17 protein-coding genes are annotated in these 20199 nt (G+C 71.8%); 11 read left to right on the plus strand and 6 right to left on the minus strand.

Annotation, left to right across the window (positions count from 1 at the left end):
* Positions 1 to 9 precede the first annotated feature (9 nt).
* On the minus strand, positions 10 to 1719 hold the full coding sequence (locus tag AC3IF3_RS04350) for a pyrroloquinoline quinone-dependent dehydrogenase (protein WP_489231239.1): 1710 nt from the start codon (positions 1717 to 1719) through the stop codon (positions 10 to 12).
* A 161-nt stretch (positions 1720 to 1880) separates the two neighbouring features.
* On the opposite strand from AC3IF3_RS04350, the gene AC3IF3_RS04355 reads away from it, so the two are divergent.
* Positions 1881 to 2189, plus strand: a complete 309-nt coding sequence (locus tag AC3IF3_RS04355) for a type II toxin-antitoxin system RelE/ParE family toxin (RefSeq protein WP_489227454.1) — start codon at positions 1881 to 1883, stop codon at positions 2187 to 2189.
* Positions 2186 to 2506, plus strand: a complete 321-nt coding sequence (locus AC3IF3_RS04360; protein WP_489219856.1) for an addiction module antidote protein — start codon at positions 2186 to 2188, stop codon at positions 2504 to 2506. Before AC3IF3_RS04355 ends, AC3IF3_RS04360 begins: the two co-directional genes overlap by 4 nt.
* A 3-nt stretch (positions 2507 to 2509) precedes the next feature.
* Here the strand turns inward: AC3IF3_RS04360 and AC3IF3_RS04365 are convergent, their stop codons facing one another.
* Positions 2510 to 3043 (minus strand): ankyrin repeat domain-containing protein, encoded by a 534-nt coding sequence (locus tag AC3IF3_RS04365; RefSeq protein WP_489227456.1) that lies wholly within the window; start codon positions 3041 to 3043, stop codon positions 2510 to 2512.
* Between the two features lie 140 nt (positions 3044 to 3183).
* On the opposite strand from AC3IF3_RS04365, the gene AC3IF3_RS04370 reads away from it, so the two are divergent.
* Positions 3184 to 3402, plus strand: coding sequence for a hypothetical protein (locus AC3IF3_RS04370; protein WP_243972251.1), 219 nt, complete (start codon positions 3184 to 3186; stop codon positions 3400 to 3402).
* Between the two features lie 15 nt (positions 3403 to 3417).
* On the opposite strand, the gene uvrB is transcribed toward AC3IF3_RS04370, so the two are convergent.
* Entirely contained in the window at positions 3418 to 6180 is a 2763-nt protein-coding gene (gene uvrB, locus AC3IF3_RS04375; RefSeq protein ID WP_489227457.1) for an excinuclease ABC subunit UvrB, read from the minus strand.
* Positions 6181 to 6484: 304 nt separating this feature from the next.
* Between uvrB and AC3IF3_RS04380 the strand changes: the two genes are divergently transcribed.
* The 7 genes from AC3IF3_RS04380 (at position 6485) to AC3IF3_RS04410 (ending at position 12309) form a co-directional block, all read left to right on the plus strand.
* A complete protein-coding gene (locus tag AC3IF3_RS04380) occupies positions 6485 to 7102 on the plus strand; it encodes a hypothetical protein (RefSeq protein ID WP_489227459.1) in 618 nt (205 codons plus the stop codon).
* Positions 7089 to 7478, plus strand: coding sequence for a transcriptional regulator (locus tag AC3IF3_RS04385; RefSeq protein WP_489227460.1), 390 nt, complete (start codon positions 7089 to 7091; stop codon positions 7476 to 7478). The genes AC3IF3_RS04380 and AC3IF3_RS04385 overlap by 14 nt, the downstream gene beginning before the upstream one ends.
* 77 nt (positions 7479 to 7555) lie before the next feature.
* Complete coding sequence (locus AC3IF3_RS04390; RefSeq protein WP_489219860.1) at positions 7556 to 8281, plus strand: di-trans,poly-cis-decaprenylcistransferase; 726 nt, start codon at positions 7556 to 7558, stop codon at positions 8279 to 8281.
* A gap of 43 nt (positions 8282 to 8324) precedes the next feature.
* On the plus strand, positions 8325 to 9545 hold the full coding sequence (gene coaBC / locus AC3IF3_RS04395; RefSeq protein ID WP_489227462.1) for a bifunctional phosphopantothenoylcysteine decarboxylase/phosphopantothenate--cysteine ligase CoaBC: 1221 nt from the start codon (positions 8325 to 8327) through the stop codon (positions 9543 to 9545).
* Between the two features lie 322 nt (positions 9546 to 9867).
* Positions 9868 to 10284 carry an FKBP-type peptidyl-prolyl cis-trans isomerase gene (locus AC3IF3_RS04400; protein WP_243972261.1) on the plus strand — a complete coding sequence of 139 codons (417 nt, stop codon included), beginning with the start codon at positions 9868 to 9870 and terminating at the stop codon, positions 10282 to 10284.
* Positions 10285 to 10319: 35 nt separating this feature from the next.
* Positions 10320 to 11690, plus strand: a complete 1371-nt coding sequence (locus AC3IF3_RS04405) for a Wadjet anti-phage system protein JetA family protein (protein ID WP_489227463.1) — start codon at positions 10320 to 10322, stop codon at positions 11688 to 11690.
* Complete coding sequence (locus AC3IF3_RS04410) at positions 11683 to 12309, plus strand: DUF4194 domain-containing protein (RefSeq protein WP_243972265.1); 627 nt, start codon at positions 11683 to 11685, stop codon at positions 12307 to 12309. Before AC3IF3_RS04405 ends, AC3IF3_RS04410 begins: the two co-directional genes overlap by 8 nt.
* Before the next feature lie 19 nt (positions 12310 to 12328).
* On the opposite strand, the gene AC3IF3_RS04415 is transcribed toward AC3IF3_RS04410, so the two are convergent.
* Entirely contained in the window at positions 12329 to 14005 is a 1677-nt protein-coding gene (locus tag AC3IF3_RS04415; RefSeq protein WP_489227464.1) for a methyl-accepting chemotaxis protein, read from the minus strand.
* Between the two features lie 363 nt (positions 14006 to 14368).
* On the opposite strand from AC3IF3_RS04415, the gene AC3IF3_RS04420 reads away from it, so the two are divergent.
* The gene (locus AC3IF3_RS04420) at positions 14369 to 17806 is read left to right on the plus strand and encodes an SbcC/MukB-like Walker B domain-containing protein (RefSeq protein WP_489227465.1); all 3438 of its coding nucleotides are present in this window, start codon (positions 14369 to 14371) and stop codon (positions 17804 to 17806) included.
* Between the two features lie 30 nt (positions 17807 to 17836).
* On the opposite strand, the gene AC3IF3_RS04425 is transcribed toward AC3IF3_RS04420, so the two are convergent.
* Positions 17837 to 19162: a flavin monoamine oxidase family protein gene (locus AC3IF3_RS04425; RefSeq protein ID WP_489227466.1), complete on the minus strand. Its 1326-nt coding sequence runs from the start codon at positions 19160 to 19162 to the stop codon at positions 17837 to 17839.
* A gap of 716 nt (positions 19163 to 19878) precedes the next feature.
* Positions 19879 to 20163, minus strand: coding sequence for a hypothetical protein (locus AC3IF3_RS04430; protein ID WP_489227467.1), 285 nt, complete (start codon positions 20161 to 20163; stop codon positions 19879 to 19881).
* Between the last annotated feature and the right edge of the window lie 36 nt (positions 20164 to 20199).

The raw sequence follows: 20199 nt of genomic DNA on the forward strand, positions 1-20199 counted from the left end.
CAGTGGGCGTCAATCGGGCAGCGCGAAGACCAGGAGTGCGTCGCCGGTGCCGAAGCCCGCCGCCTTCGTGTAGGACGCGCCGCCCGCCGCCACCGCGACGTATTGCCGGCCGTCGAGGGCGTAGGTCATGGCCGGGCCGCTGATGCCCGCCCCGCACTGGAAGCGCCAGAGCACCCGGCCGTCACTGGAATCGTGGGCATCGAGATGGCCGTCCTCCTCGCCGGAGAAGACGAGGCCGCCGGCGGTCGCGAGCGTCCCCCCGGACAGGCGGCTCGCCGCGCGCACCGACCAAGCGATCCGGCCGCCGTCGGCAAGGTCGACGGCGCTGAGCGTGCTGAAGGCGGGCTCGCCCTTTGCCTCGGCGGTCTCGCTGTAGCGGATCTCCGGCCGTCCGGCGGCCGCCGGCACTGTCTTCACCGTGTAGGTCGTCGCCCCGTGGCGGACCTGCACGTAGGCCAGCCGCCCGTCATAGGCGGTCGGCGGCCAGGAGACCGCGCCGAGGGGCCCGGGTGCCACCACCGTGCCCTGCGCGCTCGGCGGCGTGAACAGGTTCTTCTGGTCGAGGAGCGGCGCCGAGCGCTCCAGCAGCTTTCCGGTCGCGCGGTCGTGGACATAGATCCAGCCGGTCTTGCTCGCCGAGGCCACCGCCTTCGTCCCACCCGGCATGTCGAGCAGGAAGGGCGGCGCGGCGACGTCGTAGCCCCACTCGTCGTGGGGCACCTGCTGGTAGTACCAGCGCAAGGTGCCCGTCTTCACGTCGAGGGCGACGAGGCACATCGTGTAGAGATTGTCCCCCGGCCGCGACAGGCCGAAATTCTGTGGCGCCGGATTGCCGGTCCCGAGGAAGATCAGGCCGAGATCGGGATCGTAGGCCGGCGTCATCCAGAGGGAGCCGCCGCCGACGCGCCAAGCCTCGCGGTTGGCGGGTGCCGCCGCCTTCTCGGCCGCGATGTCCCGGTGGAGCGGCGTTCCGTCGGCGGTTTTTTCCACGAATCCGCCCTCCCAGCCCTCCGCGGGGGTGACGTACCAGCGCCAGCGCTCCGCGCCCGTCTTGGCGTCGTAAGCCGCAAGCCAGCCGCGCCGGCCGTAGCCGCCCTCGATGCCGACCACCGCGCCGCCGTCGAGGCCGCCCGCCTCGTCCTCGATGTGGAGGCCGTAGCCCGCGCCGGTGACGCCGACGATCACCAGCCCGTCGGCGACCAGCGGCGGCATCTTGAAGCCCAGGCGGCTCGAGCCCTGAACGGGTTTGCCGCCGAGCGTCGTCGCCAGCCCCGAGGCGGTCTCGGTCTCGCCCTCCTCCGGCCGGACCGCCTCCTTGTCCCAGACCACGCGGCCGGTCTTGGCATCCAGGGCGATCAGCCGTCCGTCCATGGTCGCCTCGTAGACGAGGCCGCCCGAGACGGCGAGGCCGCGGTTCGACGGCGGTCCGAAGATCTTCTCCGTCCGTGGTTTGTGGGTGTAGGTCCAGAGCGGCTTGCCGGTGCGCGCATCCAGCGCCGCGACGTTGTTCTGCGTCGTGGAGATATAGAGGCTTCCGTCCACCATCACGGGCTGGGCCTGGAAGTAGCCGGTGACCCCGGTCTGGAAGATCCAGGCGGGGCGCAGCCGTCCGACGCTACCGCGGTCGATCTGGGTGAGTTCGGAGAAGTTGCGGTTGCTGGGATCGTGCCCGAAGGCCGGCCAGGGGGTCTCGGCGGCGACGGCTCCGAATGGCGCCACGACCAGCCCCGCGCAAGCGAGCCAAAGTCCTGTGTCGATCCGAGTGATGGGCGGCACGGCGTTTCGTCTCCCGGTTCTCCGGTCGCCCATTGCCCCAGAGGATGCATCCCCCCGGATGTCGGGCGCCGTTGCGATCGTTTGTATCTTATGGGATACTGATTGTGCCCGAGGTGTTGACCACGGAGGTGTTCGACCGGTGGATCGACAGGCTGCGCGATGCCGCAGGCCGTGCCCGCATCCTGCGCCGGATCGTGCGCCTCCAGGAGGGTCATCGCGGACAGGTGGCCCCGGTCGGCGGTGGGGTTAGCGAGATGAAGATTGATACAGGTCCCGGTTACCGTGTCTACTTCGTCGAGCGTGCCGATGGCGGGATCGTCATTCTCCTGTGCGGCGGCGACAAGGATTCGCAGACCCGCGACATCGCTCGGGCCCGCGATCTGGCACGCACAGTTTGGGTAGGCAGCGCATGACGAACGGCACGACACCGACGCGCCCCTTCGATGTGGCCACCTATATCCGCACGCCCGCGGAGGCCGCCGCCTACCTTTCGGCGGCCTTGGAGGAGAATGATCCCGCAGCGTTCCGGCAGGCGCTCGGTGACGTCGCGCGGGCCAGCGGCATGACGGCCGTGGCCGATGCCAGCGGACTTGGACGCGAGAGCCTCTACAAGGCTCTATCGCAGGGCGGAAACCCGAGCCTCGACACCGTTCAGCGGGTGATTGCGGCTCTCGGGCTGACGATGGCCGTGATTCCATCGCAGTCTCCCGCGGCCGTGGATCTCGACTGACGTTCAGCCCACCGCCCGCGCCGCCGCGTCGAGCTGGCCCGGGGTCGCCTGCGCGCCCATGGCCCGGGCCATGTCGGCCGCGCCCTGGCCGGAGCCGTCGCGGCGATCCGGGTCGGCGCCGTGCTGGAGGAGCAGGTCGACCATCTCTGTTCGGTCGAACATCGCGGCGGTCATCAGGGCCGTGCGCGTCCCGTCGCCGGTGCCGTCGACCGCGGCCCCGTGTTCGAGCAGCAGCCGCGCCACCGCCAGGTCGTTCTTGAACGCCGCCCCGGCGAGCGGCGTCTGGCCTCGATCGTTGGCGAGCTCGGGATCGCCGCCGGCCTCCAGGATTACCCGGGTCGCCTCCGCCTGACCGTTATAGGCCGCGAGCATCAGCAGGCTGTCGCCCTTGTCGTTGCGCAGGTTCGCCGGCAGGCCCTGGCCGAACAGCTCGGCAAGTTCCTGCGCATGGCCCATCCGCGCGTATTGGAAGACGCGCCCGGCGAAGGCCAGGGTCTCGTCGTCGAGGGCGGGGGGCGTGTTCGTCTCTGAGGCCATCGGGTGCTCGTCTGTCACCGGGGGTGATCTGGGCCGGTGCGGGGTTGCGCGTCCAGCGCCGCAGGGAACGGTTTCGCCGGCCCGCTCGTTCCAGCGGCCAACCGAAGCCGGAGCGACCCGGCGCCTGCCGGAGCGCCGCGATGCCCCGACCGTTCGAACCCTTCGCCGACGCGCTGCGCACCGCGCGCGAGATCGTCCGGGACCGGGTCGGCGCCGTCGCGGAGGCTGCCGTTCAGGCGGATCCCCGCGCCTACGACGCGGCCTGCGACGCCCTCGTGGTTCGGATCGCGCAAGCGATCGTCGACGCGGGCGAGGAAGCGGCGGCGCAGGGTGTGGGCCGGAACCACGAAGCCGCATGAGGGTCCGGCGCCCGTTCAGTCGCGCCGCCGCCCGCCGCCGCCCTTGTATTTAGGTTTCTGCCCGCCGAGGCCCTGCGTCGAGCGCGGCTTCGGCCTTTCCTGCCAGACTGGCGCGCCGCCGCCGACCGGCAGCTCGCGGTCGGTGCCCGGACCCATATTGTCGAGGTCGGGCTTGGCGATGCGGCTGTGCCCCGCCCCGCGCGGGGCTTTCCGGCCGAACTTGCCGGCCTCGCGCTCCACGTCCCCCTGCCGGGCCATCGGGTCGTCCGAGACCAGCAGCTCGGTCGCCTGGAGCCGCTTCAGCTCGTCGCGCAGCCGCGCCGCCTCCTCGAAGTCGAGATCGGCGGCCGCCGCGCGCATGCGCTTCTCCAGATCGGCCAGCACCGCCTTCAGGTTATGGCCGACCGTGATCGCGTCCTTCGCTAGGCCGGTATCGACCTGGACGTGGTCGCGCTCGAACACGCTGCTGAGGATGTCGGCGATGCCGCGCTTCACGCTCTGCGGGGTGATCCCGTGCTCCTCGTTGTAGGCGAGCTGCTTGGTCCGGCGCCGCTCGGTCTCGGCCATCGCCCGCTCCATCGAGCCGGTGATGTTGTCCGCGTACAGGATGCAGCGCGCGTCCGCGTTCCGGGCGGCGCGGCCGATCGTCTGGATCAGCGAGGTCTCCGAGCGCAGAAAGCCCTCCTTGTCGGCATCGAGGATCGCCACCAGGGCGCATTCCGGGATGTCGAGACCCTCGCGCAGCAGGTTGATGCCGATCAGCACGTCGAAGGCGCCGAGGCGGAGATCCCGGATGATCTCGATCCGCTCCAGCGTGTCGATGTCGGAGTGCATGTAGCGCACCCGCACGCCGTTCTCGTGCAGGTACTCGGTGAGGTCCTCGGCCATTCGCTTGGTCAGCGTTGTCACCAGCGTCCGATAGCCAGCCTGGGCCACCTCCCGGACCTCGCCCAGCAGGTCGTCGACCTGGCTGCGGGCGGGGCGGATTTCGATCACCGGGTCCACGAGGCCGGTCGGACGGATCACCTGCTCGGCGAAGACGCCGCCGGTCTGCTCCATCTCCCACTTGCCAGGCGTCGCCGAGACGTGGACGGTCATGGGCCGCATCGCGTCCCACTCCTCGAAGCGCAGCGGCCGGTTGTCCAGGCAGGAGGGCAGGCGGAAGCCGTATTCGGCGAGCGTCGCCTTCCGGCGAAAGTCGCCCCGGTACATGCCGCCGATCTGCGGGACGGTGACGTGGCTCTCGTCGGTGAAGACCAGGGCGTTGTCGGGCAGGTACTCGAACAGGGTCGGCGGCGGCTCGCCGGGCTTCCGGCCGGTGAGGTAGCGGGAATAGTTCTCAATGCCGTTGCAGGCGCCGGTGGCCTCGATCATCTCGATGTCGAAGGTGCAGCGCTGATCGATGCGCTGGGCCTCGATCAGCCGGCCCATCTTGGTCAGCTCCTCGATCCGGCCGTTCAGCTCGTTCTTGATGCCCTTGATCGCCTGCTGCAGCGTCGGGCGCGGCGTCACGTAGTGCGAGTTTGCGTAGACCTTCACGAACTTCAGCTCGGCGATGGTCTTGCCGGTGAGCGGATCGAACTCGACGATGCTCTCGATCTCGTCGCCGAACAGGCCGATCCGCCAGCCGCGATCCTCCAGGTGGGCCGGCCACAATTCGATGGAATCGCCCCGCACCCGGAAGGTGCCGCGGGCGAAATCCGACTGGATGCGCTTGTACTGCAGCGCTACGAGGTCGGCGATCAGCTGACGCTGCTCGATCCGCTCGCCGAGCGAGACGGTGAACGACATCGCCGTGTAGGTCTCGACCGAGCCGATGCCGTAGATGCACGAGACCGAAGCGACGATGATCACGTCGTCCCGCTCCAGCAGCGCGCGGGTGGCGGAATGGCGCATCCGGTCGATCTGCTCGTTGATCGAGGATTCCTTCTCGATGAACGTGTCCGAGCGCGGGACATAGGCCTCGGGCTGGTAGTAATCGTAGTAAGAAACGAAATACTCAACCGCGTTGTCCGGGAAAAAGGACTTAAATTCTCCGTAGAGCTGGGCGGCCAGCGTCTTGTTGGGGGCGAGGATCAGCGCCGGGCGCTGGGTCTCCTCGATGATCTTGGCCATCGTGAAGGTCTTGCCCGAGCCGGTCACGCCGAGCAGGACCTGATCGCGCTCGTGTACCTGCACGCCCTTGACCAGTTCGGCGATGGCGGTGGGCTGGTCGCCGGCCGGCTCGAACTCGGATCTCAGCGTGAACCGCAGCCCGCCCTCGGATTTCTGCGGGCGCTCCGGCCGGTGCGGGGTCCAGGTCTGGCCGTCCTTGAACAGCGGGTTGCCCTCAGTGAGCAGCCGCTCCAGCGCCGTCACGGTGGCCGAGGCGCCCCCGTCGCCGCCGGGATCCGTCAGGTCAGCACCCTCCGGGACGGGGCCGTCCTCGGGCGGGATCAGGCCCAGGGCCTGGGCGAGGCGCGGGTCGACATCGGCGGCGTCGCCCAGGGCGTAGCCGGCCTGGGGCGCCTCCGCGAAGCCGTCGCGGGCGATCTCGGCCCGGCGCGTGGCGGCCGGGGAGGAGCCGCCGGTGGTCCCGTCCTTGGCGCCACGCTTCTTGAGCCTGCCCGGCCGGGCGGGCGCCTCGGGCGTCGGCTCCACGGGCGGCGGCCGGTTGCGGTTGAGTGCCGGGTTCAGCAGTGCGGCGAGATATGTGTCGAGGGGCTTCAGTTCGGGCTTCGACGCCTTGGCGGACGAGGCCGTGACGGAGGCGGCGCGCGATTTCTTCGGAGCGGGCATGGACACAATATGGGCCGTGCGGCCGCCGGGAGAAACCCTGTCCGAAGGAGAGTTTTACCGCGCCCCGGCCGCCGGTCCCGCCGGCCCGCTGGCCGGCCGGACACCGGATCGTGGGAGCGGTTTTTCCGGCCCGGTGATTGTCCGAATACAACCGGTAGGTAGATTTCATCCCATTTCAGACTCGACCTGCAGCGCCGATGCTGAGAAATTCCGCCGCCGTGACCGGTCGAATTGGCTTGCGACGATCCGGCCGGGCCGGTACTTTGCGGCGCAAAGCACGATGCAGCCCCGGGGCATGAGGCGCATGCGGGACCTGGACAAGGCATTGGCCGACATCGTGGCGATCCGTTCGCAGATCGCGCGCGACACGGCATTTCGCGGGGTCGGGGCGGCGACCGTCGCCGGCACCGGAGGCCTCGCGCTGGCCTGTGCGGCCGGCCAAGCCCTGTGGCTGGGCGATCCGGCGGCCAAGCCCGGCCTGTTCTTCGGACTCTGGGTCACCGCCGCCCTCGCGGCCTTCGCGATGATCGGTGTGGAGGCGATGCGGCGCTCGCGGCGCCTGCATTCCGGCCTCGCCGACGCCATGGTGTGGAACGCCATCGAGGTCTTCCTGCCGGCCGCCGGCGCGGGGGCGTGCCTGGCCCTGGTGATCGCCCGCTTCGCCCCCGGGGAGGTCTGGATGCTGCCCGGCCTGTGGCAGGTCCTCGTCGGCCTCGGCCTGTTCGCTTCGGCGCGGATCCTGCCGCGGGCGGTGCAGGGCGTGGGCGCCTGGTATCTGCTGGCCGGGCTCGCCGTGCTGGCCCTCTCGGCGGAGACGCGCCTCCTCTCCCCCTGGGCGATGGGCCTGCCGTTCCTGGTCGGCCAGGCCTGGCTGGCGGGGATCATCCATCACAGCGCCCGGGCCTTCGATGACGACCGCTGACCGCGCCGTCGGGCGCTTCTCCTACGAGGGACTCGACCGGCTGATTCACGAGCGGGCGCGCCTCTCCGTGCTCACCTCCCTGGTGGCGCATCCGAAGGGCCTGCCGTTTCCGGATCTCAAGCGTCTGTGCGGGTTGACCGACGGCAACCTGAGCCGCCACCTGGCGGTGCTGAGCGAGGCGGATCTGGTGAGCATCGAGAAGGGTCTCGCGCATAACCGCCCGCAGACGGTGTGCCGGCTGACCGACACCGGCCGCCAGCGCTTCATCGGCTACCTGAGCGTCCTGGAGCAGGTCGTGCGCGATGCCGCGGAGGCCGCCGATCGCGGGCCGGAATCGGGGCGCCGCGGCCTCGATCCGGCCACGAAACCGGTGTGAGACTGTCTAAGCTTCCCGAGATTATTAACTCCGCCCCGATAAACTTAAGCGATACCCCCATGCCGGGAGACTTTACGATGCGAAGCGAAGCGGAGCCGAGGGCCCTGCACGCCGCGATCATCATGGACGGCAACGGGCGCTGGGCGACGCAGCGCGGGCGGCCGCGGCTGGCCGGGCATCACCGGGGCGTCGAGGCGATCCGGCGCACCGCCGAGGCCTGCCCGGATCTCGGCATCGGCACGCTGACGCTCTACGCCTTCTCGGCGGACAATTGGCAGCGTCCCGCCGACGAGGTCGGCGGGCTGATGCGGCTCCTGCGCTCCTATCTGCGCAACGAGACCCAGAGGCTCGCCCGCACCGGCACGCGCCTCAGCGTCGTGGGCCGGCGGGACCGGCTGCCGGAGGGCATCCCCGAGGCGATCATCGCCGCCGAAGCCGCCACCGCGGCCGGGACCCGCCTGCACCTGCGGATCTGCGTGGACTACTCCGCCCGCGACGCGATCCTCGCGGCGGCGCAGCGCCTTCAGGGGGCGGACGCGCTCACGCGGGAGAATTTCGGCGCGCTGGTCGCCGGGCCGATGCACGGCTCGCCGGTCGAGGTCGACCTGCTGATCCGCACCGGGGGCGAGCAGCGGCTGTCGGACTTCATGCTGTGGGAGGCGGCCTACGCCGAACTGCATTTCACCGAGCGGATGTGGCCCGATTTCGGGCCCGAGGACCTCGCCGAAGCGACGGCGGAGTTCCACCGCCGTGAGCGCCGGTTCGGCGGGCTCAAGGCGTCGGCCGTCCCGGCGGCGGCCTGAGCTCCGCTTGACGGACGGGCGGCCGCGCGCAGAGGGTCCCGGCATGAGCGAGACCCTTGCCAACCGCCGCGTCCTCCTCGTCATCGGCGGCGGCATCGCGGCCTACAAGGCCCTCGATTTGATCCGGCGCCTGCGCGAGCGCGGCGCCAGCGTCTGCCCGGTCCTGACCGCGGGGGCGCAGGAATTCGTGACGCCGCTGGCCGCGGCCGCGCTGGCCGGCGAACGGGCCCATACCGACCTGTTCGACCGGGCCTCCGAGGCGGAGATCGGCCACATCAAGCTCGCCCGGCAGGCGGATGCCGTGGTGGTGGCGCCCGCCACCGCCAACCTGATGGCCCGGATGGCGGGCGGCCACGCCGCCGACCTCGCGACCACGATCCTGCTGGCGACCGCCCTGCCGATCCTGATCGCGCCGGCCATGAACGTGCGGATGTGGGCCCACCCGGCGACCGTGCGCAACCGCGCGATCCTGGAGGGCGACGGCGTGCGCATCGTCGGCCCCAATGCCGGCCGGATGGCCGAGCCCGAGACCGGCCCCGGCCGCATGGCCGAGCCCCACGAGATCGCCGACGCCCTCGAATGGATGCTCGGCCTGGATGGCGACCGGCCCCTGGCCGGCCGGCGCGTGCTCGTGACCTCCGGCCCGACCCACGAGCCGATCGATCCGGTGCGCTACATCGCCAACCGCTCCTCCGGCCGCCAGGGCCACGCCATCGCGGCGGCCGCCGCCCGGGCCGGCGCGGCCGTGACGCTGGTCTCCGGGCCGGTGGCGATCCCGGATCCGCCGGGCGTCACTGTCATCCGGGTGGAGACCGCCCGGGAGATGCTGACGGCCGTCGAGACGGCGCTCCCGGCCGATATCGCGATCTTCGCCGCCGCGGTGGCGGATTGGCGCCCGGAGCACGAGGCCGGAGCCAAGAAGATCAAGAAGGACGGCACCGGCCCCGCGCCGCTGGTCCTCGCCGAGAACCCCGATATCCTCGCGACGATCGCACGCCGGTCCGTCGAGCGCCCGCCCCTGGTGGTCGGCTTCGCGGCCGAGACCGATGCGGTGCTGGAGAATGCCCGGGCCAAGATCGCCCGCAAGGGCTGCGACCTGATCGTGGCCAACGACGTCTCGGCGGCGGGCGGCGTGATGGGCGGGTCCGAGAACACGGTCCACCTGATCCGCCGGGATGGCACGGTGGAGACCTGGCCGCGCCTCGGCAAGGACGAAGTCGCCCGGCGGCTGTTGGTGTCTCTCGCGGGGATGGTGGCGGGCTGAGGCCGGGTCTTTCTGAAGCGGGCGATCAGATCCGCCACATGGCTTCCCCACCCGCAGACCGACCGGCGACACAGGTTTGAGGTTTCAGCGTGCTCGCCGGTCAGATCGGCGGGGCTCGGGTCCCCTCTCCCGCACGGGAGAGGGGGCCTGTGGCGCTGCGTCATGAGCCGCGTGCCTTGAACCTGCGTCGCCCATAGCCCGCAGAGGGGGGAGAGAGGAGCGGAACCGCCGCGCCCTCAACCCCGCCCTGGCCTGCCGCGGCCCGAGTCGCTAGAAGGCGCCCGACGACCGGCGCGCACAGCGCCGGTTCCAGGGAGAAACCATGCCTCGCCTGTCCCTTATCGCCGGAGCCGCGTTGATCGCCATGACCACAGCCGCCAATGCCGAGACCGTGACCCTGCCGTCCGGTCTGCAGTACCAGGACGAAGTCGTGGGCACCGGGCCGGAGCCGAAGGCCGGGCAGCAGGTCACCGTCCAGTACACCGGCTGGCTCGACGAGGGCGGCAAGAAGGGCAAGAAGTTCGATTCCTCCCGCGACCGCAACCAGCCCTTCAGCTTCCCGCTCGGGGCCGGCCAGGTCATCAAGGGCTGGGACGAGGGCGTCGCCACGATGAAGACCGGCGGCAAGCGCACCCTGATCATCCCGCCGCAGCTCGGCTACGGCGCCCGGGGCGCCGGCGGCGTGATCCCGCCGAACGCCACCCTGATCTTCGACGTCGAGCTCCTCGGCGCGAAGTAAGGGCACGGCTGCGCGACGGCGAAAGTCCTCAAAGAATGCTGTTCGCGCAGCTGCCCGACGAGCTGTTCAAGCCCCTGGCCGCGCCGAGCCGGGGCTTCAACGCGGCCCTGCTGCTGCACCTGCACCGGCGTGTCCTCGGGGCCGAGCCGGTGCGCAAGGCCGAGCTGCTGGCCGAGATCGGCGACTTCGCCGCCGGCTGGAGCGATCCGGAGGTCAGCGGCGACGAGCCGATCTCCGCCGATCCGGCCGAGCGCCGCACGGCGCTCTACCGGCGCCTCCTCGACACAGGCTGGCTGATCGAGCGCCGCGAGCGCTACGTGCCGGTGGTGGAGTTCGACCCCGAGGCGCGGCTCCTGCTGGAGGAGCTGTCGCGCCTCGAACGGGGTGAGACCCGCTCCTACGGCGGCGCCGTGCTGGAGGTGCTGGGCGGCCTGGAGAGCGCCCTCTCGGATCCGGGCAGCCGATCCGAGGCCCTGTCCAACGCCGCCCGGGCGGCGGCGGCCTTCCTGGCGCATGTCCGCGGCCTCGCCGCCGGCATGCGCAAGGTCGAGGAGCGCATCCTGCGCGAGCCCGACCGCGCCAAGACGTTCCGGCTGTTCTTCGAGGTTTTCGTCGAGCGCCACCTGATCAGCGACTACCGGACGCTGCACACGCGGTTCAACCCGTTCCGCTTCCGGGCCAGCGTGGTGCGCGAGGCCGGCCGGGCCCTGCGCGACGCGCTCACGGTCCGGGCGCTCGCCGAGGGCCTGATCCGCGAGGGCCGCAGCCCCGATCTCGACGCCGCCCAGCGGGCGATCCGGTCCGATCTCACCCAGATCCTGGCGGTGTTCGAGGGGCTCGACAATCACCTCAACGCCGTCGACGCCGTGGTGGCGCGGCTTGAGCGCCGGATCGGCGCCGCCCTCCACGTCATGGATCGTCCGGATCCGAGCGCCGTCGAGCGCGCCGCCGCGCTGTTGCGCGCCGTCGGCGGGTCGGAGATCGCCCCCGACGTCCCGGCCGAGGTCTCGCTGCTGCGGCCGCCGATCGGCCACGCGCATCTCCAGGCCCCGCGGGCTCGCAAGGCCGCGATCGACATGGAGCCCCTGCCCGACTTGGAGGACGATCCCGTGGTGGACGCTTTCGCGGCCGCCAAGGCGGCGTTCCGGCGCCGCACCACCGTCACCCCCGAGGGCATGACCGCCTTCGTGGAGGCGCGGCTCGGACACGCCCCGGCGCTGCGCGGGGCCGAGATCGCGATCGCGGGTGTGGACGACTTCATCGTGTTCCAACGCCTGCGCGAGATCGACGTCCTGTTCGACGCCAAGCTCGGCGACCTTTACGCCGTCTCGCGGCTGCCCGGGCGCGTCACCAACGGCTGGCTCGACTGCCCGGACTTCATCCTGGAGCGGCGCTCCGGTGCTTGAGGGCTTCCGCGCCATCATCGACGGCGACGAGCCCGCGCCAGCGGGCGCCCGGGCGCCGGACGCCGAGGAACTCAGCCGCGCCCTCCAGGTGCTGTTGAAGGGCCAGGTGATCTACGCCGACACCCAGGGGATCGGGCGCTCCTACGAACTCGCCCGGCACTACGCCCCGTTCTTCACCGACTATTTCGCCTGCCTCGGCTACGCGCTGACCGTCTCGCACCGTGACCAGATGGTCTCGCTGAGTCCGGCCGCGGACGCCCCGCGCCACGACATCGTCTCGGAGCGCCTGCGCAAGGACGAGACCCTCGTGCTCCTGGCGCTCCGGCTGCTCTACGAGGAGGGCCTGCGCGACCATCGCGCCGGCACGGACGGGATCGTCGAATGCACCACCGACGAGATCGTCGAGAAGATCCGCACCGTGGCCCGCAACGAGCCCCCCGAGGAGGGACGGCTCGCCGACATCCTGCGCCTTTACGCAAGGCGCGGCGGCCTGCGGCTGGGCGAGCGCGACCGGGTCGAACGGGTCACCCCGCTCGCGCTCCTGCCGGGCCTGACGGTGCTCGCCTCGGACGCGTGGCTCGAGCGCCTGCGGGCCTGGTCCGAAGCCGGGGAGGCCTGATCGGCCCCGTGGGTGCGGGTCAGGCGGCCCGCACCGTGGCGAGGAACCGCTCGACCTCGGTGCCGAGCTCGGACGCCTGCCGGGCCATCTCGGAGGCCGAGGCCAGGACCTGCGCGGCCGCCGCACCGGTCTCCTCGGCGGCACCGGCGACCCCCGTGACGTTGGCGGTCACGGAAGCGGTGCCGGTCGCCGCCTCGGCGACGTTGCGGACGATCTCCTGCGTCGCCGCGCCCTGCTCCTCCACGGCCGCGGCGATCGAGGTGGCCATGCCGCTGATCTCCCGGATCCGTCCGGCGATCCCGTCGATCGCCTGGACCGCCTGACCGGTTGAACCCTGGATATGGGCGATCTGCGTCGCGATCTCGGCGGTCGCCCGACCCGTCTGATCGGCGAGCGCCTTCACTTCGGTGGCGACCACCGCGAAGCCCCGCCCGGCCGCGCCGGCACGGGCCGCCTCGATGGTGGCGTTGAGGGCGAGCAGGTTGGTCTGGCTGGCGATGGCCGAGATCAGGTCCACGACCTCCCCGACCCGGCGCGCAGCCCCACTGAGCTCCTGGACCAGGCTGGCGGTCGCGCCCGCCTCGCGGACGGCGACCAGGGCCAGATCCGCGGAGGCCCCGACCTGCCGGCCGATCTCGTTGACCGACGAGCCCAGCTCCTCGGTTGCCGCCGCCACCGTGTTCACGTTGGTGGAGGCTTGCTCGGCCGCCGCGGCCGCGCTGGTCGACTGGCCGGCCGTCCGGGTCGCCGTGGCGGTCAGGCTCTCAGCCGTCGTCCGCAGGTGCGTCGCCGCGGCAGTGACGGACCCGACGATCCCGCCGACGGTGGTCTCGAACCGGCCCGCGAGCGCGATTGCGGCTTGCCGCCGCTGCGCCTCCGCATCGGTCCGGGCGAGCGCCGTCGCGGCTTCCAGGGCACGGGCATGCAGCAGGTTCTGCTTGAACACCTGAAGGGTGGCCGACATCGCACCGATCTCGTCGCGCCGGTTCGCGCAGGGGATCTCGGCCTGCGTCTCGCCATCGGCCAGACGGCGCATGGCGCGGGTCATGACGGTGATGGGCCGCGACACGCCGACGAAGCTGTACAGGGTGGCGCCGAATGCGATCACAAGTGTGGCGCCGAGGATGACGACGGTCCAGCGGACCGCGGCCGCCTGGCTCGCCCGGGCGGAAAGTCCGGCCGCCTCGACGCCCTTCACATGGCATTCAACCAGTGCGTGCGCAGCCTGAGCCGCCTCCACGTAATGGTTGTGCATCGCCCCGCGATAATAGGACATCGCGGCTTCGCGCTGACTGAGACCGAACGCGCGCAGGCGGTCCCAGTCGTAGCGCTGGATTTTCAGTTTCGCCGCCAGGGCGTCGTACAGCGCCTGCTCGTCCGCCGACGCGATGCGGGCCTGATAGGCGCCGACCCTCGCGGTCCGGGCCTGGACCAAATCATCGACCGTCTTCTCACCGGCTTCGCGTTCGGAGGCGAAATCGGCGGTGGCGAATCGGACCTGTTGAAGTCGTATTCTAGCGATCAAGGCGTCGATCGCCTGTGCTTCATTCAAGGACGGCACCGCCACATCGAGTAGCTGTGAAATGTGTCCGTTCACAACAAGCATATTGTAGATTGCAACACCGCCCTGAAGCGCGGCTGCGAACATGAGAGTAGCAATGAGTCCACTCAATGTGAGCTTTAGACTGGCGCGCATGACGATTATCGATCCTCCCGGCGCGAACGATACAGGGATCAAATTGTCTGACAAGTTGTGAAGTGCAGCCGCGGTGACAGGGGCGTGCGTCCCTTCCCATCGCTGATCCCGGCGAGCGGACCGGCCGTTCACCCGTCCGCCACCGATCGGAGACGATTCTGCGACAGCGCCGCGTCCGATCGATCACCGGGGAATCCGGGCCGGTATCGGCTCCGGTATCCCTTCAGGCAGGGAATACCGATGGCCTCGTCGGCTGCGTCTGCGGTCGGAATTCGCGCGGGGCCGGTGGTCGCTTGCATACGCGGGCGAAGCCGGCCAACTGGAACCCCGATCCACCCGCGCGCCGCCCAGCCCCCGACCCCCGTGTACGTCCTCACCGACATCGCCCTCTCGAACTGGTATCTGATCCGCCGCGAGCAGATCCGGCTGCGCGGGGCGGCGGCGCTCGTCGGGCCGACCGGGGCCGGCAAGTCCACGATCTTCGACGCGGTCGGCACCGTGCTCGCCGGCAACAATGCCAGCCGCCTCGCCCTCAATGCCTCGGCCTCCGGGCGCAGCGCCCGCACGGTGCGCGACTATTGCCTCGGCTGGATCAGCGACCCCGCGGAGGGCGGCCGCCCGACCCGGGAATCCTGCGAGACCGTGCTCGCACTGGTCTTCGAGAACCCGGCCTCGGGGCGCGTGGTCACGGTCGGCCTGGCGCTGGCGGCCCGGGCCGCGGAGCCGAAGGAAACGGTCCTGTCGCGCTTCATCGCGATCGGGCACCGGTTCGAGATCGCCGACTATGCCCGCACCGCCCCCGGCGGCAGCTACACGGCGCCCTGGAGCGAGATCGCCGGGGACCTGCGGGCCCGGGCGGCGAGCTTCACCGAGTACCGGACCTCCGGCGAGCGCTTCACCGCCGATGTCCTGGCCACCCTGCGCGAGGGCGCGCCGGCGCCGGAGCCGCGGCATTTCCTGCGCAGTTTCGCCAACGCGGTGGCGTTCAAGCCGATCTTCGACACCAGCGCCTTCGTGCGCGCCTTCGTGCTGGAGCCGGAGCCGCTGGATGTGGAGCGGGTCCGGCAATCCATCGCCAACTGGCGGCGCCTCCTGGAGACCATCGCCGAGCTGGAGACCCGGCTGGCGCGGCTGCGCCGCCTGCGCGACCGCTACGAGGCCTGGAGCGAGGCGGTACTCGCCACGGCGGCGCACGAGCTGCGCGCGGCGTCCGCCGAGCTGCGCCGCCGCAGCCTAGACCTCGTCGCGGTCCGCACGCGCCTGCGCGAGGGCGCCGACACCCTGCGGATCGCCCGGGAGCGCGTCGCGGCGAGCCGCGGCCACGTGCGCGAGATCGACGGCGAGATCGCCGAGAAGAAGGCGCTGGCCGCCGCCGGCGCCGCCGAGGGTCGCCTCGCCGCCTCGACCCTGGGCCTCTCGATGCTGGAGCGCGACCGCAAGGAGCTGGCCGGGCGGATCGCCGACCTCGTCGGTCTCGTCGGCCAGATGGGCAAGCTCCAGCCGGTCGCCCCGATCCTGCGTCAAACCTGCCCGCAGGCGGCGCGCCTGGCCGAATCCTGCGCCCGGGCGGGCCTGCGCCGCGAAGCCCCGCCCGAGGAAGTCCTGCGCCCCGAGGGGCCCCTGGCCGAGCTCCTCGACGGGCTGGCGCGATTGCCCGACTTCGAGGAGGCCCTGGAACGGGCGGCCGAGGACGCGGCCCTGAAGGCGCGCGCCCAGGAGAGCGAGGCCGAGCGCACCGCCCCCCGCACCGGCACCGGCCCGGCGGCGCGCTTGTCCTCCGACACGGTGGCGTTCCGCGGCGAGCTGGAGCGCCGCGGCATCGCGGCGATGCCGATCTGCGAACTGGCCGAGATCGTCGATCCAAGCTGGGGCCCGGCCCTGGAGGGCCTGCTCGGACGCGCCCGCGAGGCCCTGGTGGTGGCGCCGGACCGGTTGAGCGAGGCCCTCGGCGTCCTCCAGTCGGGCCGCGACCGGTTCCATCGCTGCATCCTGGTCAAGACCACCGACACCGCCAAGCAGCGCGCCCGCCGCTACGACGACGGGCCGCTGACGGTGATCGAGACCAGCGACCCGCACGCGGAGGCGTTCCTGGGGGTGCGGCTCGGCGCCTATGACCTCGCCCGGGACGATGCCGAACTCGCCCGCCTCGCCCGAGCGGTGGCGCCGAGCGGGCGCACCACGGCCGGCATGGCCTATTCGGTGACCCGGAGCGTCGATCTGCTCATGACCCGCGGCCATCGCGGGCCGACCGTCGACAGCCGGCGGGTCCACGAGGCCGCGGTCGCGGAGGCGCGCCGCCTGCGCGGCGAGGCGGCGGTGCTGCGCGAGGCCGCCCGCACCGCCGCCGCGATCCGGGCCCGCATCGCCCGCGGCCTCGACGATATCGACACCCTGCGGGCCGAACTGAACGGTCTCGACGGACGGCGGCGGACCCTTCAGACCGAGCGCGAGGGCATCGAGAAGCGCGACAGCACGGGCCTTGCCGCCGAGATCGCCGCCCTGACGACCGAACGGGTCGGCTATCTGCGCGAATTGTCGGAGACTCTGGAACCGACGCTCGATCGCCTGCTGGCCGACGAGGCGGCCCTGCGCGCCCGGCTGGTCACGATGCGCGAGGCCGCCCGCGCGGCGCTCGCGGCCCGGCGCTCGGCCCTGCGACAGCTGACCGGCGGCGATGCGGCCCGGGTCCGGGTCGCCCGCTCCGAGCGGTTCGACCCGGGGGTGATCGCCGAGGCCCGGCGGGCGCTGGCCGGCCTCGACGGCAAGGCCGCCGGCACCCGGGCGACCGCCGAGCGCGGCCTCGCCCGGGAGACCGCCGAAGCGGCGCGCTCCCACGGGCGGATTGCCGAGCGGGAGCTGGCGGAGGCCTGCGCCGCCTGGCGGGTCGAGAACCCGCTCAACCAGGGGGATGCGCCGGCCATCGACGGGTTCGCCTGGGTCCGGCGGGAATACGACGCCGTGGAGGGCCACGAATTGCGGCGCTACCGCGCCCAGGCCGAGCGCGCCGAGGTCGAGATGCGGCGGCTCATGACCGAGGATCTGCTGACCCGCCTGGCCGACCGGTTCGAGCGGGTGCATGCCCGGCTGGAGGCCCTGAACGAGCGGCTCTCGGCCCGCAGCTTCACGGGCCAGACCTATGCGTTCGAGGCGGCGGTGGACCGCCGCTACGCCGCCGTCCACGCCCTCGCCACCGAGACCGCCCGCTCGCCCGAGGCCGCGCAGGCGGTGCTCGCCGGGGAGGCGGAGGGTCCGATGGCGGCGGCGCTGGAGGAGATCACCGCGCTGATCGCCGGTCAGGAGGATGCGGCGCGGCTCGCCGATTACCGCAACTACTTCGTGTACGAGATCGGCATGCGCGACCGGGCGGGCAACCGCACCACCATGTCGGCGCGGGCTTTGCGGGGCTCGGGCGGCGAGGCGCAGGCGCCGTTCTACGTGGCGATCGCCGCCTCCCTCGCCAGCGCCTATTATCCGGGCGACCGGCCGGGCGACGAGAATCCGGGGCTCGGCCTGTGTCTGCTCGACGAGGCGTTCTCGAAACTCGACGTGCGCAACAGCCAGGCGCTGGTCGATCTCTACCGGGCCTGGGGACTGCAATTGCTGATCGCGGCGCCCGAGGACAAGCGCACGACCCTGACCGAGGTGATGGACACCATCGTGACCGTCTACAAGAGCCCGGACCTGACCTCGGTCCGGATCGAGGCCGAGCACCCGCTGGAGGCGGCCCGGCGGGCGCTGCACGCGATCAACCCCGATCAGATCGGGATCGAGGGATTCCGCCAGTCCGACGCGGCGGAATAGGCGGAGGAACCGCCGCCCTGCCCGGACCGATCAGGCGCCGAGCGCCTTGAGCACGTCCCGGGCGGCGCGCTCGCCGTCGAGGGTCGCGCCGCCGACCGTCATGGCACCGCCGCCGGCCAGCGCCTCGCCGGCGAGGAACACCCGTCCGCCCATCGGCGCGCGCAGGGTGTCCCGGGCCTCCGCATGGCCGGGCGCCACGATCGAATAGGAGCCCAGGGCCTCCGGATCCGTCCACCAGCCCGCGAGCCGCCCGGCGAGGACCGCGCCCCGCGCCTTAGCGCCCAGGATCGCGCCAAGCCGCTCGGTGGCGTGTGCCACCGCGGCCGCCTCGCCGGCGCGGCAGAGGTCGCGGGCGCCGTCGCCGCCGAGATTGGCCACCGCGAGGGGTCGGCCGAACGGGCCCATCTCGAAGTAGAGTGTCGGGCCGCCGGTCGCGACCGAGACCGCGTCGCCGAACGCCGCCGGATCGATTTTCGCCGGATCGAGGCGCAGGCCGATTTTCGTGTAGGCGCCCATATGGAGCCCGTCGAGCGCCGCCTGCTGAAGGTCGGGGAGGCCGGGCGTGAACCGGAGGGCCCCGGATTTCAGCACGCCCACCGGCACCGTGACGATGACGGCCGCTGCCGACAGGGTGCCCCGGGCGGTCCCGACCCGGACAGCCGGCCCGGACCAGTCGATCGCCTCAACCGGACAGGCCAGGCGCACCGGGAGGTCGGCGAAGTGCCGCGCAACGAGGTCGCCGTAGCCGTCGACCCACAGGTCGGTGCCGGACCAGAGCCGGTCGTAATCGACCGCTGAGACCCGCTCGGGATCCTCACCCAGCGACAGCCGGCTCAGGCCCGCAGCGGCCTGCTCCGCATTCGGTCCGCCGGCCCGCGCCGCCTCAGCCAGGGACGGGTCGCCGCCCTTCGGCGCCAGCAGGGCGTCGAGGCCGGAAAAGCCTGCGCGGCGGGCCGCCTGCTCGGCCCCCGTGGCGGCACGGCCGTCGATGGTGAGGGTGCGGGCCCAACCGTCCTCGCTGGCAAAGCGGACGCCCGCCGCCCGGGCGATGGGGGCCCAGGGATTGCGCTCGGCCCAATGGATGTATTCGGCCCCGGCGTCGAAGGGACAATCCGGGCCGAGCGACCGGTCGGTGAAGGCCCGGCCGCCGATCCGGTCCCGCGCCTCCAGGAGGGTGAAGCTCTGGCCCGCCTCGCGCAGGAGCGCCGCGGCCGCCAGGCCCGCCGATCCGGCGCCGACCACGACCACGGTCCCGCCGCGGGCCGCCGCACGGAGGGCTGGTGCCGCCAGCAGGGGCGCCGCCAGCAGCGGAGCGACGAGGATCGCGCGTCGGGTCGGTGGTCGCGCTGTGCGCATGGACGTTCCCGGGTTGCTCGGGGCGGCTGGGCCCCTCCACGACGAACCTTGGGGGTCCCGGTGCCGTTCCGAATAGCACCGGCGGTTCAGCCCGCTCGACGAAGGCTGCGCAAAGGCCGCTGCGTCGCGTGACGGGCGCCCTCACTCCGGCGGATTACGCGAGTCACATATCGGTTCCCGATATGCGCAACGGCCGACCCGGGCGCGTCTCCCTCGCTCTCTGCGCGCCGATGCTCCCACACCGGCTGGCACGGAACGCGACGTGGTTCCTCGCCCGCGCAAGCCACCGGATTCACACTGCTCGGGCTTACGCTAAGACCTTGAGAATGCGGCGCATTTCCCCTCCCCCTTTCGGGGAGGGGTCAGGGGTGGGGGGCACAGAAGGCACCGCACCGTTCGATCCAGCAGCACCCCCACCTCCAACGCCTCCCCGCAAGGGGGAGGAGAGCGCGTCGCGCCTTGCAATAGGAGATGTGTGAACATCCTAGCTGGCACGGGAAAGGGGACCCGCGCCTCAACCTGTCCCCGTGTGTCGCCTGGCGCGATCCGTGAATCGAGAATCCCCTTCGCGTTGAAGAATCACCCCCAAAGGACACCGCGCCCAGTCCCGTAACAGACGCGCGTCTCCGGTCGCTCGAGTGCGGGCCGGGCTCCATGGATCGTCGGAACCGCCCGGAAGCCTTGCAAGCTCCCAGGCCCAGCGATCCGCAGCCGCCCTATCCGCGCACGCCCTGCGTGCCCGAACGCTTTTCCATCATGGCCTTGACCTGCATCAGCTGATCCCAGACCTGCCCAGGCGAAGTCCCGAAGAAGTCGAAACCGGCGTTGACGCCCAGGTAGATGCCGACGCAGATCAGCGGCACGAGCACCCACGCGAGGACCTCCTCGCCGCGCTTGCGCCGCTGGCGGCGGCGACGGCGCTCCTCGCGCCAGGTCAGCGTCTTCGGGGGCGCCGGCTGCGCGACGGGGGGAAGCGGTCCCTCGTGCAGTTTGTCAGTCATCGGCCGCCTCCTCGCCGCGGCGCGTTCGCGTCGCGG

The organism is Methylobacterium sp. J-118 (assembly GCF_057836565.1).

Bases quoted from the DNA above. Each gene is read 5' to 3' on its own strand.
- AC3IF3_RS04430 (WP_489227467.1), bottom strand. From the start codon at position 20,163: ATGACTGACAAACTGCACGAGGGACCGCTTCCCCCCGTCGCGCAGCCG.
- AC3IF3_RS04385 (WP_489227460.1), top strand. From the start codon at position 7,089: ATGACGACCGCTGACCGCGCCGTCGGGCGCTTCTCCTACGAGGGACTC.
- AC3IF3_RS04380 (WP_489227459.1), top strand. From the start codon at position 6,485: ATGCGGGACCTGGACAAGGCATTGGCCGACATCGTGGCGATCCGTTCG.
- AC3IF3_RS04425 (WP_489227466.1), bottom strand. From the start codon at position 19,162: ATGCGCACAGCGCGACCACCGACCCGACGCGCGATCCTCGTCGCTCCG.
- AC3IF3_RS04390 (WP_489219860.1), top strand. From the start codon at position 7,556: ATGCGAAGCGAAGCGGAGCCGAGGGCCCTGCACGCCGCGATCATCATG.
- AC3IF3_RS04370 (WP_243972251.1), top strand. From the start codon at position 3,184: ATGCCCCGACCGTTCGAACCCTTCGCCGACGCGCTGCGCACCGCGCGC.
- coaBC (WP_489227462.1), top strand. From the start codon at position 8,325: ATGAGCGAGACCCTTGCCAACCGCCGCGTCCTCCTCGTCATCGGCGGC.
- AC3IF3_RS04360 (WP_489219856.1), top strand. From the start codon at position 2,186: ATGACGAACGGCACGACACCGACGCGCCCCTTCGATGTGGCCACCTAT.
- AC3IF3_RS04365 (WP_489227456.1), bottom strand. From the start codon at position 3,043: ATGGCCTCAGAGACGAACACGCCCCCCGCCCTCGACGACGAGACCCTG.
- AC3IF3_RS04400 (WP_243972261.1), top strand. From the start codon at position 9,868: ATGCCTCGCCTGTCCCTTATCGCCGGAGCCGCGTTGATCGCCATGACC.
- AC3IF3_RS04405 (WP_489227463.1), top strand. From the start codon at position 10,320: ATGCTGTTCGCGCAGCTGCCCGACGAGCTGTTCAAGCCCCTGGCCGCG.
- uvrB (WP_489227457.1), bottom strand. From the start codon at position 6,180: ATGCCCGCTCCGAAGAAATCGCGCGCCGCCTCCGTCACGGCCTCGTCC.
- AC3IF3_RS04415 (WP_489227464.1), bottom strand. From the start codon at position 14,005: ATGCGCGCCAGTCTAAAGCTCACATTGAGTGGACTCATTGCTACTCTC.